Annotated in this window: 7 protein-coding genes; 5 read left to right on the top strand and 2 right to left on the bottom strand. The window is 72.6% G+C overall.

Features of this window, described 5'->3' with window-relative positions:
• Positions 1 to 10: 10 nt before the first annotated feature.
• On the top strand, positions 11 to 3,064 hold the full coding sequence (locus ACIRD3_RS30525; protein ID WP_402223077.1) for a bifunctional [glutamine synthetase] adenylyltransferase/[glutamine synthetase]-adenylyl-L-tyrosine phosphorylase: 3,054 nt from the start codon (positions 11 to 13) through the stop codon (positions 3,062 to 3,064).
• 68 nt (positions 3,065 to 3,132) lie between these two features.
• Here ACIRD3_RS30525 and ACIRD3_RS30520 read toward each other — a convergent pair whose 3' ends face one another.
• Positions 3,133 to 4,101, bottom strand: coding sequence for a phosphatase PAP2 family protein (locus ACIRD3_RS30520; protein WP_402223076.1), 969 nt, complete (start codon positions 4,099 to 4,101; stop codon positions 3,133 to 3,135).
• Between the two features lie 317 nt (positions 4,102 to 4,418).
• On the opposite strand from ACIRD3_RS30520, the gene pulA reads away from it, so the two are divergent.
• The 4 genes from pulA (at position 4,419) to ACIRD3_RS30500 (ending at position 15,294) form a co-directional block, all read left to right on the top strand.
• Positions 4,419 to 9,938: a pullulanase-type alpha-1,6-glucosidase gene (pulA, locus tag ACIRD3_RS30515; protein WP_402223074.1), complete on the top strand. Its 5,520-nt coding sequence runs from the start codon at positions 4,419 to 4,421 to the stop codon at positions 9,936 to 9,938.
• 556 nt (positions 9,939 to 10,494) lie between these two features.
• On the top strand, positions 10,495 to 12,825 hold the full coding sequence (locus ACIRD3_RS30510; protein ID WP_402223072.1) for a M4 family metallopeptidase: 2,331 nt from the start codon (positions 10,495 to 10,497) through the stop codon (positions 12,823 to 12,825).
• A 349-nt stretch (positions 12,826 to 13,174) separates the two neighbouring features.
• Positions 13,175 to 14,938, top strand: coding sequence for a carbohydrate-binding module family 20 domain-containing protein (locus ACIRD3_RS30505; protein ID WP_402223070.1), 1,764 nt, complete (start codon positions 13,175 to 13,177; stop codon positions 14,936 to 14,938).
• A 134-nt stretch (positions 14,939 to 15,072) separates the two neighbouring features.
• On the top strand, positions 15,073 to 15,294 hold the full coding sequence (locus tag ACIRD3_RS30500; RefSeq protein WP_402223069.1) for a hypothetical protein: 222 nt from the start codon (positions 15,073 to 15,075) through the stop codon (positions 15,292 to 15,294).
• Positions 15,295 to 15,383: 89 nt separating this feature from the next.
• Here ACIRD3_RS30500 and ACIRD3_RS30495 read toward each other — a convergent pair whose 3' ends face one another.
• Positions 15,384 to 16,127, bottom strand: a complete 744-nt coding sequence (locus ACIRD3_RS30495; protein ID WP_402223067.1) for an SDR family oxidoreductase — start codon at positions 16,125 to 16,127, stop codon at positions 15,384 to 15,386.
• Between the last annotated feature and the right edge of the window lie 391 nt (positions 16,128 to 16,518).

Raw genomic sequence — 16,518 nt, 5'->3', positions numbered from 1 at the left:
GGAGGGGCCGATGGCGGTGGACGAGCAGCGGGCCGGGAGCCGGGTCAGCCGGCCGGAGAACCGGCTGGTCCGGCGGGGGTTCGGCGACCCGGCGCAGGCGGTGCGGCTGTTGGACGGCCCGGGGCTGGAGGGCCTGGCCGACGACCCCGTGCTGCTGGACGCGCTCGGTGCCACCGCGGACCCGGACCAGGCGCTGCTCGGCCTGGCCCGGTTGATGGAGGCCGCCGACGAGACCGACCGGCACACCCTGCGCGACACCCTCACCACCTCCAAGCCGCTGCGCGACCGGCTGCTCGGCGTGCTCGGGGTCTCCACCGCGCTCGGCGACCACCTGGCCCGGCACCCGCACGACTGGCACGTGCTGGTCACCTTCGAGCTGCGCGACATGCACCCCGGCCCGGAGGACTTCCACCGCGCGCTGACCGAGGGCGTCCGGTCCGGGGGCGCCGGCCCGGGGGGCGGCCGCGAGGGCGACCGCAGCCCGGCGGACGCGCTGCGGATCGCCTACCGCCGCTGCCTGCTCGCCATCGCCGCCCGTGACCTCACCGGCACCACCGACCTGGCCCGGACCGCCGCCGAGCTCGCCGACCTGGCCGGCGCCACCCTGCAGACGGCCCTGGAGCTCGCCGCCGAGCAGGATCCGGAGGCCGCCGCGGCCTGCCGGCTCGCGGTGATCGGCATGGGCAAGTGCGGCGGACGCGAACTCAACTACGTCTCGGACGTGGACGTCATCTTCGTCGCCGAGCCGCGCGAGGGCGTGGACGAGCACCAGGCGGTCAAGGCCGCCACCCGGCTGGCCGCGGCCCTCACCCGGCTCTGCTCGGACACCACCGGCGAGGGCACCATCTGGCCGGTGGACGCCAACCTGCGGCCCGAGGGCCGCAACGGCCCGCTGGTGCGCACCCTGGCCAGCCACCTCGCGTACTACCAGCGCTGGGCCAAGACCTGGGAGTTCCAGGCCCTGCTCAAGGCCCGTCCGGTCGCCGGGGACGCCGAGCTCGGCGCCGAGTACGTCGAGGCGCTCGCCCCGCTGGTCTGGCAGGCCGCGGCCCGGGAGAACTTCGTCGCCGACGTGCAGCAGATGCGCCGCCGGGTGATCGACTCCATCCCCGTCACCGAACTGGACCGCCAGCTCAAACTCGGTCCGGGCGGGCTGCGCGACGTCGAGTTCTCCGTCCAGCTGCTGCAGCTGGTGCACGGCCGCACCGATCCGGCGCTGCGCAGCGGCAACACCCTGGAGGCGCTGGCCGCGCTCTCCCGCGGCGGTTACGTGGGCCGGGCGGACGCCGCCTCACTGGACACCGCGTACCGCTTCCTGCGCTCGCTGGAGCACCGGATCCAGCTGCACCGGCTGCGCCGCACCCACCTGATGCCCACCGGGGCGGAGGACCTGCGCCGGCTGGCCCGCTCGCTGGCCGCGCTGATCAACGACGACACCCGCGCCGATCCGGTCGCCGCGCTGCAGCGGGAGTGGAAGCGGCACGCGGTGGAGGTCCGGCGGCTGCACGAGAAGCTGTTCTACCGGCCGCTGCTCGACGCCGTCGCCGAGCTGCCGCCGGGTGCCGCCGGGCTGAGCCCGGACGCGGCCCGGGCCCGGCTGGAGGCGCTGGGCTACGCGGACCCGGCGGCCGCGCTGCGGCACATCAGCGCGCTCGCCTCCGGGGTGAGCCGCAAGGCGGCGATCCAGCGCACCCTGCTGCCCGTGCTGCTCGGCTGGTTCGCCGACTCGGCCGACCCGGACGCCGGGCTGCTGAACTTCCGGCAGGTCTCCGACGCGCTCGGCCGCACCCCCTGGTACCTGCGGCTGCTGCGGGACGAGAGCGCCGCCGCCGAGCAGCTCGCCCGGGTGCTGTCGGCCGGGCGGCTCGCCCCCGACCTGCTGCTGCGCGCCCCCGAGGCGGTGGCCATGCTGGGCGATCCGCAGGGACTGGAGCCACGCGGCCGGGCGGCGCTGCAGTCGGAGGTGCTGGCCGCCGTCGGCCGGGCCGGATCCACCACGGCCGCGGTGGCCGCAGCCCGCTCGGTGCGCCGCCGGGAGCTGTTCCGTACGGCCGCCGCGGACGTCCTCGGGCGGCTCGGGGAGGACCCGGCGCAGGCGCTGGACGCGGCGGGGGAGGCGCTCACCGCGCTCAACGCCGCCACCCTGCAGGGCGCGCTGAGCGCGTGCGTGGCCGGCTGGGAGGCCGAGCACGGGGACCTGCCGACGAGGATCTCGGTGGTCGCGATGGGCCGCTTCGGCGGCCACGAGCTGGGCTACGGCTCGGACGCGGACGTGCTCTTCGTCCACGAGCCGCTGCTCGGTTCGCTGGAGGAGGAGGCCGCCCGGGCCGCCCAGGCGGTCTGCCACGAGCTGCGCGCCCAGCTGGGCGCGCCCTCCCCCGAGCCACCGCTGCTGGTCGACGCCGACCTGCGGCCGGAGGGGCGCAGCGGCCCGCTGGTGCGCAGCCTCGCCTCGTACGCGGCGTACTACCGGCGCTGGTCGCACGCCTGGGAGAGCCAGGCGCTGCTGCGCGCCGAGCCGGTGGCCGGGGACGAGGAGCTGGGCACGCGGTTCCGGCAGCTGATCGACCCGCTGCGCTACCCGGGCAACGGGGTGCCGGAGCGGGATCTGGTGGAGATCCGTCGGATCAAGGCCCGGATCGAGGCCGAGCGGCTGCCGCGCGGGGCCGACCCGACCACCCACACCAAGATCGGCCGGGGCGGGCTGGCGGACGTGGAGTGGACGGTGCAGCTGCTGCAGCTCCAGCACGGGCACGAGCTGCCGGCCCTGCGCACCACCCGCACCAGGGCCGCGCTGGCGGCGGCGGTGGACGGCGGGCTGGTGCGGCGGGAGGACGCGGAGGTGCTGGACGCGGCCTGGGTGCTGGCCTCCCGGGTGCGGGCGGCGGTGATGCTGGTGCGCGGCCGGCCCGGGGACAGCTTCCCCGGGGAGGCCCGGGAGCTGGCCGGGGTGGCCCGCTACCTCGGGTACGGCGCCGGGCACAGCGGGCAGCTGCTGGATGACTACCGGCGGACCACCCGGCGGGCGCGGGCGGTGGTGGACCGGCTGTTCTACGGGCTCTGAGCCGCCCGCGGCAGGTGTCCGAGTACGCGGAAGGGGCCCCTGCGCGGGGCCCCTTCCGGTCGTGCTCGCTAGCGGCGCGCGGTGCTGACCGCGGGCTCGCTCCACTGCTCGGGGACGGTGATCGGCCGGTCCGTCTCCGTCTCCCGCGCAGGGACCTTCGGCAGCTTGTAGACCCACTCGTGGTACAGCCAGCGGGCCGCGAGGAATCCGACCGCCAGGCACAGCAGGCCGCCGACGGCGTCCATCCAGAAGTGGTTGGCGGTCGAGACGATGACCACCAGGGTGGCGACGGGGTACAGCAGACCGAGCGCCTTGACCCACGTCCGGCGGGCCAGGAAGAAGATCGCCAGGCCGCACCAGGTCGACCAGCCGATGTGCATCGAGGGCATCGCGGCGTACTGGTTGGAGACGTGTGCGGCGGGGCCGGAGGCCATCGAGCCCCAGGTGCCGTGGGTCTTCACGGTGTCGATGAAGCCGCCGTCGGTCATCAGCCGGGGCGGGGCCAACGGGAAGAAGTAGAAGCCGACCAGGGCGATCGCGGTGGTCACGAACAGGACGGTGCGGGCCGCGACGTAGCGGCCGGGGTGACGGCGGTACAGCCAGACCAGCACACCGATGGTGATCACGAAGTGCAGCGTCGCGTAGTAGTAGTTCATCCCGGTGATCAGCCACCCGACGCCGTCCACCGCGTGGTTGACCGAGCGCTCGACGGCGATGCCGAGGTTCTGCTCCAGGTCCCAGATCCAGCCCGCGTGCTTCTGGGCTATCGCTTCCTGCTCGGGGACCGCGTTGCGGACGATCGAGTAGATCCAGTAGCTGATCCCGATCAGGGCCAGCTCGAACCAGATCCGCGGCCGGGCCGGTGACCGGCGCTGCTCGCGGAAACGATTGCGCAGGGCTGCGCCTCGGGACTGGGCGGCACGGGTGGCTCCGTCGGGCAGCCGGCCGGGGAGGGCCGTCGCCGCCTCGGAACCGCCACCGCTGGCCGCGTCGGCGCGCCGGGCGTCGCCTCGCTGGATCTCGGTCGGTTCCCCCATGGACGAGAAGTCTGCCAGACCGCTCGTAGCCGTCTGCTCATCCTCTGGAAGTGGATTCTTCACCGGCTGTCCCCCTTGAGGGCTAGGGGCCGGCTCCCACCGGGGTAGGGGGTGCTCGGGGTTCTGGCGCATACCGGTGGGACGGACATACGTCCCATTGTCACGCCCGTCGCTCCGGGACAGTAATCGGGGTGGCCGGAGACGGTCCGGGGCCTGGATTTTTCCGGTACGAAACGGTTTCTGCATCTTGCTGAAACATATTGCAGCCCGCTAGCTTCCTGGGAACCCGCTCGCCCCTTCCCCTCAGGGAGCCCTCCGTGGCCGACGCCCCGCTCCGCCCCCGGCGGAGCAGATCCCCCCGCAGACCCGGCCGCACGGCCGTGCTGCTGGCCGCCGCGCTGACCGCCGCCACCCTCGGCAGCGCCCCCGCGGCCCTCGCCGCCGCCCCACCGGCCCCGCCCTCCGACGCCGCGCTCGCGGCCACCGCCGGGCGGCACGACCTCAGCCGTGAGCAGTTCTACTTCGTCCTGCCCGACCGCTTCGCGAACGGGGACACCGGCAACGACACCGGCGCAAGACTCCCGGACGGCAGCACCGGCGGCCGGCTGGAGAACGGCTTCGACCCGGCCGACAAGGGCTTCTACCACGGAGGTGACCTGGCCGGACTGATCCAGAAGCTCGACTACATCCAGGACCTCGGCACCACCGCGATCTGGATGGCCCCGATCTTCAAGAACAAGCCGGTCCAGGGCAGCGGGGCGGACGCCTCCGCCGGGTACCACGGCTACTGGATCACCGACTTCACCCAGGTCGACCCGCACTTCGGCACCAACGAACAGCTCAAGGAGCTGATAGCCAAGGCGCACGCCCGCGGGATCAAGGTCTTCTTCGACGTCATCACCAACCACACCGCCGACGTCATCGACGCCGCCGAGCAGCAGCACGGCTACCGCTCGGCCGGCGCCTACCCGACGCTCGACGCGGACGGGAACCCGGTGGACGAGACGGCCGTCGCCGACGCGGGAGCGCCCTGGCCGCGGATCACCAAGGACTCCTTCCCCTACACCCCGGTCTTCCGCGACCCCGGCGACGCGAACGCCAAGACCCCGTCCTGGCTCAACGACCCCTCGCTGTACCACAACCGGGGCGACTCCACCTTCGTCGGGGAGTCCGCCACCGAGGGCGACTTCAGCGGCCTGGACGACCTCGACACCCAGAACCCCCGGGTGGTCAAGGGCTTCGAGAAGGTCTACCAGCAGTGGGTGAAGGACGCCGGCGTGGACGGCTTCCGGATCGACACCGTCAAGCACGTCAACATGGCGTTCTGGCAGCAGTGGGCGCCCGCACTCAAGGACTTCGCCGCCAAGCAGGGCAACAAGAAGTTCTTCATGTTCGGCGAGGTCTACTCCGGCGACCCGGCGATCACCTCGCCGTACGTCACCCAGGGCAAGCTGCAGGCCACCCTGGACTTCCCGTTCCAGGGCGCCGCCCGCTCGTACGTCTCCCAGGGCGGCTCCGCCAAGGCCCTGGCCGACGTCTACGGCCAGGACTACCGCTACACCGGCGCCGACACCGACGCGTACGAGCTGCCGACCTTCCTCGGCAACCACGACATGGGCCGCTTCGGCTCCTTCCTGCTCGCCGACAACCCGGGCGCCGACGAGGCGACCCTGCTCAAGAAGGACCGCCTCGGCAACGAGCTGCAGTTCCTCACCCGGGGCCAGCCGGTGGTCTACTACGGCGACGAACAGGGCTTCACCGGCGCGGGCGGCGACAAGGACGCCCGGCAGGACCTGTTCGCCTCCAGGACCCCCTCCTACAACGCCGACCGGGTGCTCGGCGGCGCCTCCGGCCCGGCCGACCGCTACGGGCGGAACGGGGAGCTCTACCAGGGCATCGCGGGTCTGGCCAAGCTGCGCCGCGACCACCCGGCGCTGGCCGACGGTGCCCAGATCGAGCGCTACGCGGCCGACGGCCCGGGCGTGTACGCCTTCTCCCGGATCGACGCGGGGCAGCAGGTCGAGTACCTGGTGGCGGTCAACAACGCCACCGAGGCCAAGACCGTCACGCTGGACACCTTCTCGGCCGGGACGGGCTTCGACCGGATCTACCCGGCGGCGGGGGAACGCGTCACCAGCGGCGCGGACCGCAAGGTGACGGTGACCGTCCCGGCGCTCTCCTCCGTGGTGTTCAAGGCGGCCGGCCGGCTCCCCGCCGCCGGCGCGGCGCCGCAGCTCTCGGTGCAGCCGCCCGCGGACGGCTCGACCGGCCTCGTCACGGTCGGCGCGAAGGTCGACGGCGGCGGCTTCGACCGGGTGAGCTTCGCCGCGCAGATCGGCAACGGGCCCTGGCGGACGCTGGGCACCGCCGACACCGGGAAGTACGCCGTCACCCAGGACCTGGGCGCCGTCGCCCCCGGCACGGTCGTGCGCTACAAGGCCGTCGTCCAGGACTCCGGCGGCCACCTGCGCTCCGCCACCGCGAGCTTCATCACCGGCGCCCCCGCGCCCAAGCCGGTGCCCACCGCGGGCGCCCGCCCGTACGCCGTCGTCCACTACAACCGGCCGGACGGCGACTACGACGGCTGGAACCTCTACGCCTGGGGCGACCTCGCCGACGGCGAGGGCACCCAGTGGCCGGCCGGGCACGCCTTCACCGGGCGGGACGCGTACGGCGCCTTCGCGTACGTGCGGCTGAAGCCGGGCGCCTCGGACGTCGGATTCATCGTGGAGAAGAACGGCGTCAAGGACGTGGACGCCGACCGGCACCTCGACATCGGCAGCACCGGCGAGGTGTGGCTGAAGCAGGGCGACCCGGCGGTGCGCACCGCGAACCCTGGCCCGGCGAACACCCAGCCGGCGAACACCGCCGTCATCCACTACAACCGGGCCGACGGCGACTACGACGGCTGGGGCCTGCACGACTGGACCGGCGCCGCCACCCCCACCGACTGGGGCAAGCCGCTGATGCCGGCGCGCCGCGACGCCTTCGGCGCCGTCTTCGAGGTGCCGCTGGCCCCCGGCGCGACCAGCCTCAGCTACATCCTGCACAGGGGCAACGACAAGGACCTGCCCGCCGACCAGTCGCTGGACCTCGCGGTCAACGGCAGGGAGGTCTGGATCCTCGGCGGCCGCGAGGGATACCTGCTGCCGCAGAACCCGGCCGCCTCCTCGCAGGTCGACCTCGGCAGCGCCAAGGCGCAGTGGATCGACGCGAGGACCGTCGTCGTCCCGGCGAACTACGGCGCGGGCGACGACGCCCTGGCCGGCGGCACCAGCGCCCAGCTGGTGTACGACCCGGCGGGCGGCATCCGGGCCGACAAGGGCGTGCTGAGCAAGCCCGGCCAGTGGCTGCGGCTCACCCCGGTCAAGGGCGGGCTGACCGACGCGCAGAAGGCGAAGTACCCGCACCTGGCGGGCTACCGGGCCTTCACCGTGGACGCCCGGGACACCGCCCGCGTCCCGGCCGCGCTGCGCGGTCAGCTGCTGTTCACCGAGCACCTGCCCAGCGGCGCCGTCCTGGCCGCGACCGGGGTCCAACTCCCGGGCGTGCTGGACGACCTGTACGCCGGGCGGACCGCCAAGGTCGACTTCGGGCCGGCGTACTACGACGGCAAGGTGGCGCTCTCGCTCTGGGCGCCGACCGCGCAGGAGGTGTCGGTCCAGGTCTTCGACGGCCCGACCGGCGGCAGCCCGAAGACGCTGCCGCTGAAGCGGGACGACGAGACCGGCGTCTGGGAGATCGTCCGGGACAGGGGCGAGTTGGACGGCAGGTACTACCTGTACCAGGTGAAGGTCTGGGCGCCCTCGGTGCAGCAGCTCGTCGTCAACACCGTCACCGACCCGTACTCGGTGGCGCTGTCCACCGACTCGAAGCGCAGCCTGGTCGCCGACCTGGACGCCAGGGAGCTCAAGCCCGCGGGCTGGGACGACCACGCCCGCCCGCAGGCCGTACCGCCCGCGCGGCAGCAGATCCAGGAGCTGCACGTCCGGGACTTCTCGGTGGAGGACCCGACCGTCCCGGCCGCCGAGCGCGGCACCTACCTGGCGTTCACCGAGTCGCAGTCGGCCGGCATGCGGCACCTGCGGGAGCTGGCCGCCGCCGGGGTCACCACGATCCACCTGCTGCCGACCTTCGACATCGCCACCATCCGGGAGAACCGGGCCGAGCAGAAGCTGCCGGCCTGCGACCTCGCCGCCCTCCCCGCGGACGGGCCGAAGCAGCAGGAGTGCGTGGCGGCCGTCGCCGCCGACGACGCGTACAACTGGGGCTACGACCCGCTGCACTACAACGTGCCGGAGGGCTCGTACGCCACGGACCCCGCGGGCACGGCCCGTACCGTGCAGTTCCGGCAGATGGTGCAGGCGATGCACGCGGCCGGGCTGCGGGTGGTGCTCGACGTGGTCTACAACCACACCGCCGCCAGTGGGCAGGCCGAGCACTCGGTGCTGGACCGGGTCGTCCCCGGCTACTACCAGCGGCTGGACGCCAACGGCAAGGTGACGACGGACAGTTGCTGCGCCGACACCGCGCCCGAGCACGCCATGATGAACCGGCTGGTGGTCGACTCGGTGACCCTGTGGGCCCGTGAGTACAAGGTGGACGGCTTCCGCTTCGACCTGATGGGCCTGGACCCGAAGTCCACCATGCTGGACGTGCGGGCCGCGCTGCGGAAGATGACGCCGGACTCGGACGGCGTGGACGGGAAGAACGTCTTCCTCTACGGCGAGGGCTGGAACTTCGGCGCCGTCGCGAACAACGCCCGGTTCGAGCAGGCCACCCAGGCGAACATGGCCGGCACCGGCATCGCCACCTTCGACGACCGGATCCGCGACGCCGCCCGCGGCGGCGACTTCATGCTCGGCTCCGCGCCCCAGCAGGGCTTCTCCTCGGGCCTGTTCACCGACCCGAACGGCTCGCCCGCGAACGGCACCCCGGACCAGCAGAAGGCCCGACTGCTGCACCAGATGGACCAGTTGAAGGTGGGGCTGACCGGCAACCTGGCCGGGTACTCCTTCACCGACAGCTCCGGGAAGGCCGTCACCGGCGCCCAGGTCGACTACAACGGCGCCCCGACCGGGTACGCGGCCGCGCCGGGCGAGGCGGTGGAGTACGTGGACGCCCACGACAACACCGACCTCTTCGACGCGCTCGCGTACAAGCTGCCGACCGGCACCGCGCCCGCCGACCGGGCCCGGATGCAGGCGCTCGGGCTCTCGCTCACCGCGCTCACCCAGGGCGCGGGCTTCGCCCAGGCGGGCAGCGACCTGCTGCGCTCCAAGTCGCTCGACGCCAACTCCTACGACTCGGGCGACTGGTTCAACGCGATCCACTGGGACGCCGCCGCGGGCAACGGCTGGGGCCGCGGCCTGCCGCCGGCGGCCGACAACAAGGAGCTGTGGCCGACCGCCCAGTCCCTGTTGGCGAACCCGAAGCTGACCGTGGGCGCGGCCGACATCCGGGCGACCTCGGCGCAGTACCAGGAGTTCCTGCGGATCAAGCAGTCCTCCCCGCTGTTCTCGCTGCCCACCCTGGCCGCGGTGCAGCAGCGGCTGTCGTACCCGCTCTCCGGCACCGCCGGGGAGACGCCCGGGGTGATCACCCTGCACCTGGACGGCACCGGGCTGGCGGGGGCGGAGAAGGGCCTCACGGTGGTCTTCAACGCGACGCCCACCGCGCAGGCGCAGACCGTGACGGCCCTGCGGGGCACGGACCAGGCGCTGCACCCCGTCCAGGCGGGCGGGGCGGACCAGGTGGTGAAGCGGTCCGGCTTCGACACCGCGACCGGTACGTTCACCGTGCCGGGCCGCACCGTGGCGGTGTTCGTCCAGCACTGATCGGTGTACGACGCGATTCCCGGGCCCCGTAACGCCGTTGAGGCGGTGCGGGGCCCGGTTCCGTTCCGGCCACAGAATGGCCGGAAACCTCCACTGGCACGGCCGGAACTGTGACGTGCCGCGCCCGTTCGGCGCTACGGGCTACCCGGCGGTACGAACGGCGGTCCCGACTGCTGGTCAGTGACCGCCGATAGTGATCGAACCGTGCGCCGGGCATGAAAACCGTGTTCACGAGTTTGCAAGGGCGTAGCACAACTGACGGACCGGCATGCATACGGTTTCGGTAATGAATCGGCCAATCGGTGGCATGCATCTGTCATTGCCAGCCGGTTTGCTGCCACGATTCCTCCCGGCTGCAGACGAGGGGGCCCCACCTCCCGGTGCAGCTGTTCCAGCCAAGGTGCAGCGCGTCCCGACCTGCAACGGGTTGTGAGCACCGCAACCCGCAAACCGCACCCCCGTCGCACCCGCCGGGGGCCCCCACTGCGCCGCAACCCCGCGGCCCAGGTTTCTCTCCACCGTGCGCGACCCAGCGCCGGTCGGAAAAGGAGTCCGCATGTCCCGTTACGCTCACGCCCGGAAGGCGGCGGTCGTCCTGGCCGCCTCCACGGCGTTGCTGGTCACCGGCATACCCGTCATCGCCCAGGCGGCCACGCCGGACGCGCCGGCCGCCGTCGCCGCGCAGCAGAGCCGGGCCGCGCTGATCGCCTCGGCGAACCAGCAGACCGCCTCCCTCGCCCAGGCCCTCGGCCTGAGCGGTCAGGAGAAGCTGGTCACCAAGGACGTCGTGCAGGACGCCAACGGCGGTCGCCACCTGCGGTACGAGCGCACCTACGCCGGACTCCCGGTCCTCGGCGGCGACCTGATCGTCCACCAGGACGCGGCCGGCGCCACCAAGAGCGTGACCAAGGCCAGCGAGGCCAGCCTCGCGGGCGTCGAGACCACCCCGGCCCTGGCCGCGCCGAAGGCCCAGGCCGCCGCGCTGGCCGTCGAGGCGGGCTCCGTCGACACCGCGCCGCGCCTGGTCGTCTGGGCCGCGGACGGCACCCCGAAGCTCGCCTGGGAGACGGTCGTCAACGGCCGCGAGTCCGACGGCACCCCGAGCAAGCTGCACGTCGTCACCGACGCCAAGACCGGTGACGTCCTCAGCAAGGCGGACGGCATCCAGCGCGGCTCCGGCACCGGCGTCTTCGTCGGCAACGTCCCGCTGACCACCACCCAGAGCGGTTCGACGTACCAGCTCAAGGACGGCACCCGCGGCGGCCAGAACACCACCGACATGAAGAACGGCACCTCCGGCAACGGCACGCTGTTCTCCAAGTCCTCCGACACCTGGGGCAACGGCCAGGCCAGCAACCGCGAGTCGGCCGCCGTGGACGCCCAGTTCGGCGCCGCGGCCACCTGGGACTTCTACAAGAACACCTTCGGCCGCAACGGCATCCGCAACGACGGCGTCGGCGCCATGAGCCGGGTCCACTACGACACCGGCTACGTCAACGCGTTCTGGGACGACTCCTGCTTCTGCATGACCTACGGCGACGGCTCGGGCGACACCCACCCGCTCACCGAGCTCGACGTGGCCGGCCACGAGATGAGCCACGGCGTCACGGCGGCCACCGCCAACCTGAACTACTCCGGGGAGTCCGGCGGCCTCAACGAGGCCACCTCGGACATCTTCGGCAACATGGTCGAGTTCTACGCGAACCTGCCCGCCGACAACCCGGACTACCTGGTCGGCGAGCTCATCGACATCAACGGCAACGGCACCCCGCTGCGCTACATGGACAAGCCCTCCAAGGACGGCCAGTCGGCCGACTCCTGGTACTCGGGCGTCGGCAACCTGGACGTGCACTACTCGTCCGGTGTCGCCAACCACTTCTTCTACCTGCTGGCCGAGGGCAGCGGCGCCAAGGTGATCAACGGCGTCAGCTACAACAGCCCGACGGTCAACAACATCACCGTCACCGGCATCGGCCGGGACAAGGCCGCGCAGGTCTGGTACAAGGCGCTGACCGCGTACATGACCTCCACCACCAACTACGCCGCCGCCCGCACCGCGACCCTCAACGCGGCCACCGACCTGTACGGCGCGAACAGCGCCGAGTACAACGCGGTCGCCACCGCCTGGGCCGCCGTCAACGTCGGCTCGCTGCCCAACCCGGGCGGCGTCACCGTCACCAACCCGGGCAACCAGTCGACCGCCGTCGGCACCGCGGTCAACCTGGCCATCAAGGCCTCGGGCGGCACCGCTCCGCTGTCCTACTCGGCCACCGGCCTGCCGGCCGGCCTGGCGATCAACGCCTCCACCGGCGCGATCACCGGCACCCCGACCACCGCGGGCACCTCCAACGTCACCGTGACGGTCAAGGACTCGGCCGGCAAGTCCGGCACGACCAGCTTCACCTGGACCGTGACCAGCGGTGGTGGCGGCAGCTGCACCCCGGCGCAGCTGCTGGGCAACGCGGGCTTCGAGACCGGTTCGGCCTCGCCGTGGACCTCCACCTCGGGCGTGGTGGACAACAGCGCCAGCCAGGCCGCGCACGGCGGTTCGTGGAAGGCGTGGCTGGACGGCTACGGCTCCAGCCACACCGACACGCTGTCGCAGACGGTGAGCATCCCGGCGGGCTGCAAGGCGACGCTGAGCTTCTGGCTGCACGTCGACACCGCGGAGACCGGCACCACCGCGTACGACAAGCTGACCGTGTCGGTGAACGGCACCACGCTGAAGACGTACACCAACGTGGACGCCGCGAGCGGCTACCAGCAGCGCAGCTTCGACCTGTCGGCCTACGCGGGCCAGACGGTCACCGTGAAGTTCAACGCGGTCGAGGACTCCTCGCTGCAGACGAGCTTCGTGATCGACGACACCGCCGTCCAGACCGGCTGAGGTCGGACCGGCTCCTCGCGGGGCCGGTGAACCAGGACAGGTGAGGGGCCCGGCAGCCACGGCTGCCGGGCCCTTGTCGTGCGCGAAACGGGTGCGGGTCGTGTCCGAAGCGGGTGCGGGTCGTGTCCGAAGCGGATGCCGGTCGTGCCCGAAGCGGGTCAGCGTCGGGCCCGTACCGCTCCTGTGCGGGGCCGTACCGTCTGCGGCCTGCAGAAACGTTACTGTCCTACATCTTGACGATGTCTCCCGGCGATCCTAGGTTCAGCGCTGCAAGTTTCCGGCAAGTTACAGAAACTTCCTGCAGGCTTCACCACCGGCTGCCCCACCCCAGCCACCCCCAGGAGACGACGTGGTCACCACCGCCCCCACCCGCCCCCGGCCTTCGGCCGGGAGGACCCGCAAGCCCGCGCGCGCGGCCGGCGCCCTCGCCGCATCGGCGGCGCTCGCGCTCTCGCTCGCCACCTCCCTGGGCGCCCCCGCCGCCCAGGCCGCCCCGCCCGCGAACAACGGCAAGGACGTCACCGCCACCCTCTTCGAGTGGCGCTTCGACTCCGTGGCCCAGGCCTGCACCTCGACGCTCGGCCCGAAGGGCTACGGCTTCGTCGAGGTCTCGCCGCCGCAGGAGCACATCCAGGGCCCGCAGTGGTGGACCTCCTACCAGCCGGTCAGCTACAAGATCGCCGGCCGGCTCGGCGACCGCACCTCCTTCAAGAACATGGTCGACACCTGCCACGCGGCCGGGGTCAAGGTCATCGCCGACGCGGTGGTCAACCACATGTCGGCCGGCTCCGGCACCGGCACCGGCGGCACCGCGTACACCAAGTACGGCTACCCGGGCACGTACCAGGACCAGGACTTCCACGGCTGCCGCCAGCCGATCACCAACTACCAGGACCGCACCAACGTGCAGACCTGCGAGCTGGTCAACCTCTCCGACCTGGACACCGGCAGCGCGTACGTCCAGAGCACCATCGCCCACTACCTGGACGACCTCGGCTCGCTCGGCGTCGACGGCTACCGGATCGACGCCGCCAAGCACATCGCCGCCGCCGACCTCGCCGCGATCAAGGCCAAGACGGCCAATCCCAAGGCCTACTGGGTCCAGGAGGTCATCTACGGCGCCGGCGAGCCGATCCAGCCCGGCGAGTACACCGGCAACGGCGACGTCGACGAGTTCCGGGTCGGCACCGACCTCAAGCGGATCTTCACCAGCGACAAGCTCGCCAACCTCAACGGCTGGGGCGCCTCCTGGGGCTACCTGCCGAGCGGCCAGGCGCGCAGCTTCCTCGACAACTGGGACACCGAGCGCAACGGCTCCACCCTCAACTACACCTACGGCAACACCTACACGCTGGCCAACGTCTTCCTGCTGGCGTCCACCTACGGCTCGCCCAACGTCTACTCGGGCTACTCCTTCACCAACAAGGACGACGGCCCGCCGAACGGCGGCACCGTCAACGCCTGCTACCAGGACGGGTGGAACTGCACCCACGCCTGGCGGCAGGTCGCCAACATGGTCGGCTTCCGCAACGCCGTCGCGGGCACCGGGGTGACCGACTGGTGGTCCAACGGCAACAACGCGATCGCCTTCGGCCGCGGCAACAAGGGCTACGTCGCCATCAACCACGAGGGCGGCGCGATCACCCAGACCTTCCAGACCGGGCTGCCGGCCGGCACCTACTGCGACGTCCAGCACGGCGACCCGCAGCCCGGCGGCGGCTGCACCGGCCCGACGTACCAGGTGGGCGCCAACGGGCAGTTCACCGCGACGGTCGGCGCGGGCGACGCGGTCGCGCTGTACGTCCAGCCCGGTACCGCCGTGTCGGGCGCCTCGTTCAACGTCAACGCGACCACGGCGTTCGGGCAGAACGTCTACGTGGTCGGCGACGCCGCGGCGCTCGGCGGCTGGGACCCGGCGAAGGCGCTGCCGCTGTCGTCCGCCGGCTACCCGGTCTGGTCGCTGGCGCTCTCGCTGCCGGCCGGCACCTCGTTCCAGTACAAGTACGTCCGCAAGGACGCGAGCGGCGCGGTGACCTGGGAGTCCGGCGCCAACCGGACGGCGACGGTGCCCGCCGGCGGGGTCGTCACCCTGAACGACACCTGGCGGCCGTAGGAACCTGGCGGGCGTAGGACACCCCCACCCGCACGAGGGAACCCCGTCAGGTCAGGCTGACGGGGTTCCCTCGTGTGGGTGGACGCGACGTTGCCGACCCCCGGCGCGGGGCGCGGCTCCGGCACCATCGCGGCATGAGCACCACCCCCCTCGTCCTGGACGTCGAACTCCGCGGCGGCCGCTGGGACGGCCACCGCAAGCGCGTCAACGCCACCGCCCCGCCGCCCGCCCTGCGGATGGTGCTCCGGGCCGAACTCCCGGCCGCCGAGCGCGGCGAGTACTGGCCGACCACCAGCGTCTACCGGCTGGACGAGGACGGCGGGGTGCTGCGCTACCGGCACTCGCACGACGAGTGAGCGCGCCGTGACCGCGAGGGGATGCGCGCCGTGAGGGCGTTGAGGGCGTTGAGGGCGTCGAGCGCGTTCCCGGGGCTCCGGCCCCGGTGTCAGCCGCGCCCGATGTACGGCATGGCCGTCGCCATCACGGTGGCGAACTGCACATTCGCCTCCAGCGGCAGCGCGGCCATGTGCCGGACGGTGCGCGCGACGTCGGCCACGTCCATGGTCGGCTCGGGGGCGATCCGGCCGTCCGCCTGGCGGACGCCCGCGCCCATCGCCGCCGTCATGTCGGTCGCCGCGTTGCCGATGTCGATCTGCCCGCAGGCGATCCGGTACGGGCGGCCGTCCAGGGACAGCGACTTGGTCAGGCCGGTGACCGCGTGCTTGGTCGCGGTGTAGGCGATCGAGTGCGGGCGCGGGACGTGGGCCGAGATCGAACCGTTGTTGATGATCCGGCCGCCCTGCGGGTCCTGGGCCTTCATCTGCCGGAACGCCGCCCGGGCGCACAGGAAGGCGCCGGTCAGGTTGAGGTCGACCACCGCCCGCCAGGCCTCGACCTCCAGCTCCTCCACCGGGACGGCCGGGCCGAAGCTGCCGGCGTTGTTGAACAGCAGGTCCACCCGGCCGTGGTGCTCGGCGGCCGCGGCGAACAGCGCGTCCACGGCGGACGGGTCGGTGACGTCGGTGGGCAGCACCTCGGCCGGGGCGCCGCAGAGCCGGGCGGTCTCGTGCAGCGGCTCGGCCCGGCGGCCGGCCAGCACGGGCAGCCAGCCGGCCGCGGCCAGCTCGACCGCGACGGCCCGGCCGACGCCGCTCCCGGCTCCGGTGACGACGGCGATCTGCTGGGGCATGGCACTCTCCTCGGTGGCGGTGTCCCGGTCGGTGGCGGTGTCCCGGTCAGTGCCGATGGTCACAGCCGGGGCCGCGGCCGGTCCCGGGAGAGATCGTTCCGGATCCGGAGGCCGTCGTCACTGGTCGAAAGCACCCAAAATCCGACGTCCGGAGGGGCTCGCGGCTGTGACCCCCGCCGTCCGGCCCCCGTCGTCCGACGGGCGTGGTCGAGGGCTTTACCCGATCGCGAACAAACATTGGATTCCCGGTGGCCGACGCGCAACCGGCCCGCCCCGGCCCACGTCATAAGATCGCAGGAAGGCGCGCCCCCGCGAGGGACGGCGCGCCACCATTCCGGGGGCCGCACCTGCGCCGCGCCTCCGGGTCTGTCCGGCCCCACCGGGGGGCCGC

The organism is Kitasatospora sp. NPDC093550, assembly GCF_044764985.1.
Lineage (GTDB): Bacteria > Actinomycetota > Actinomycetes > Streptomycetales > Streptomycetaceae > Kitasatospora.
The sequence above is the reverse complement of the archived record's forward strand: the minus strand, read 5'-3'. Positions and strand labels throughout refer to the sequence as shown.

Excerpts from the sequence above, each read along its gene's own strand:
- ACIRD3_RS30525 (WP_402223077.1), top strand. The coding sequence starts at position 11 with ATGGCGGTGGACGAGCAGCGGGCCGGGAGCCGGGTCAGCCGGCCGGAG.
- ACIRD3_RS30520 (WP_402223076.1), bottom strand. The coding sequence starts at position 4,101 with ATGGGGGAACCGACCGAGATCCAGCGAGGCGACGCCCGGCGCGCCGAC.
- ACIRD3_RS30510 (WP_402223072.1), top strand. The coding sequence starts at position 10,495 with ATGTCCCGTTACGCTCACGCCCGGAAGGCGGCGGTCGTCCTGGCCGCC.
- ACIRD3_RS30500 (WP_402223069.1), top strand. The coding sequence starts at position 15,073 with ATGAGCACCACCCCCCTCGTCCTGGACGTCGAACTCCGCGGCGGCCGC.
- ACIRD3_RS30495 (WP_402223067.1), bottom strand. The coding sequence starts at position 16,127 with ATGCCCCAGCAGATCGCCGTCGTCACCGGAGCCGGGAGCGGCGTCGGC.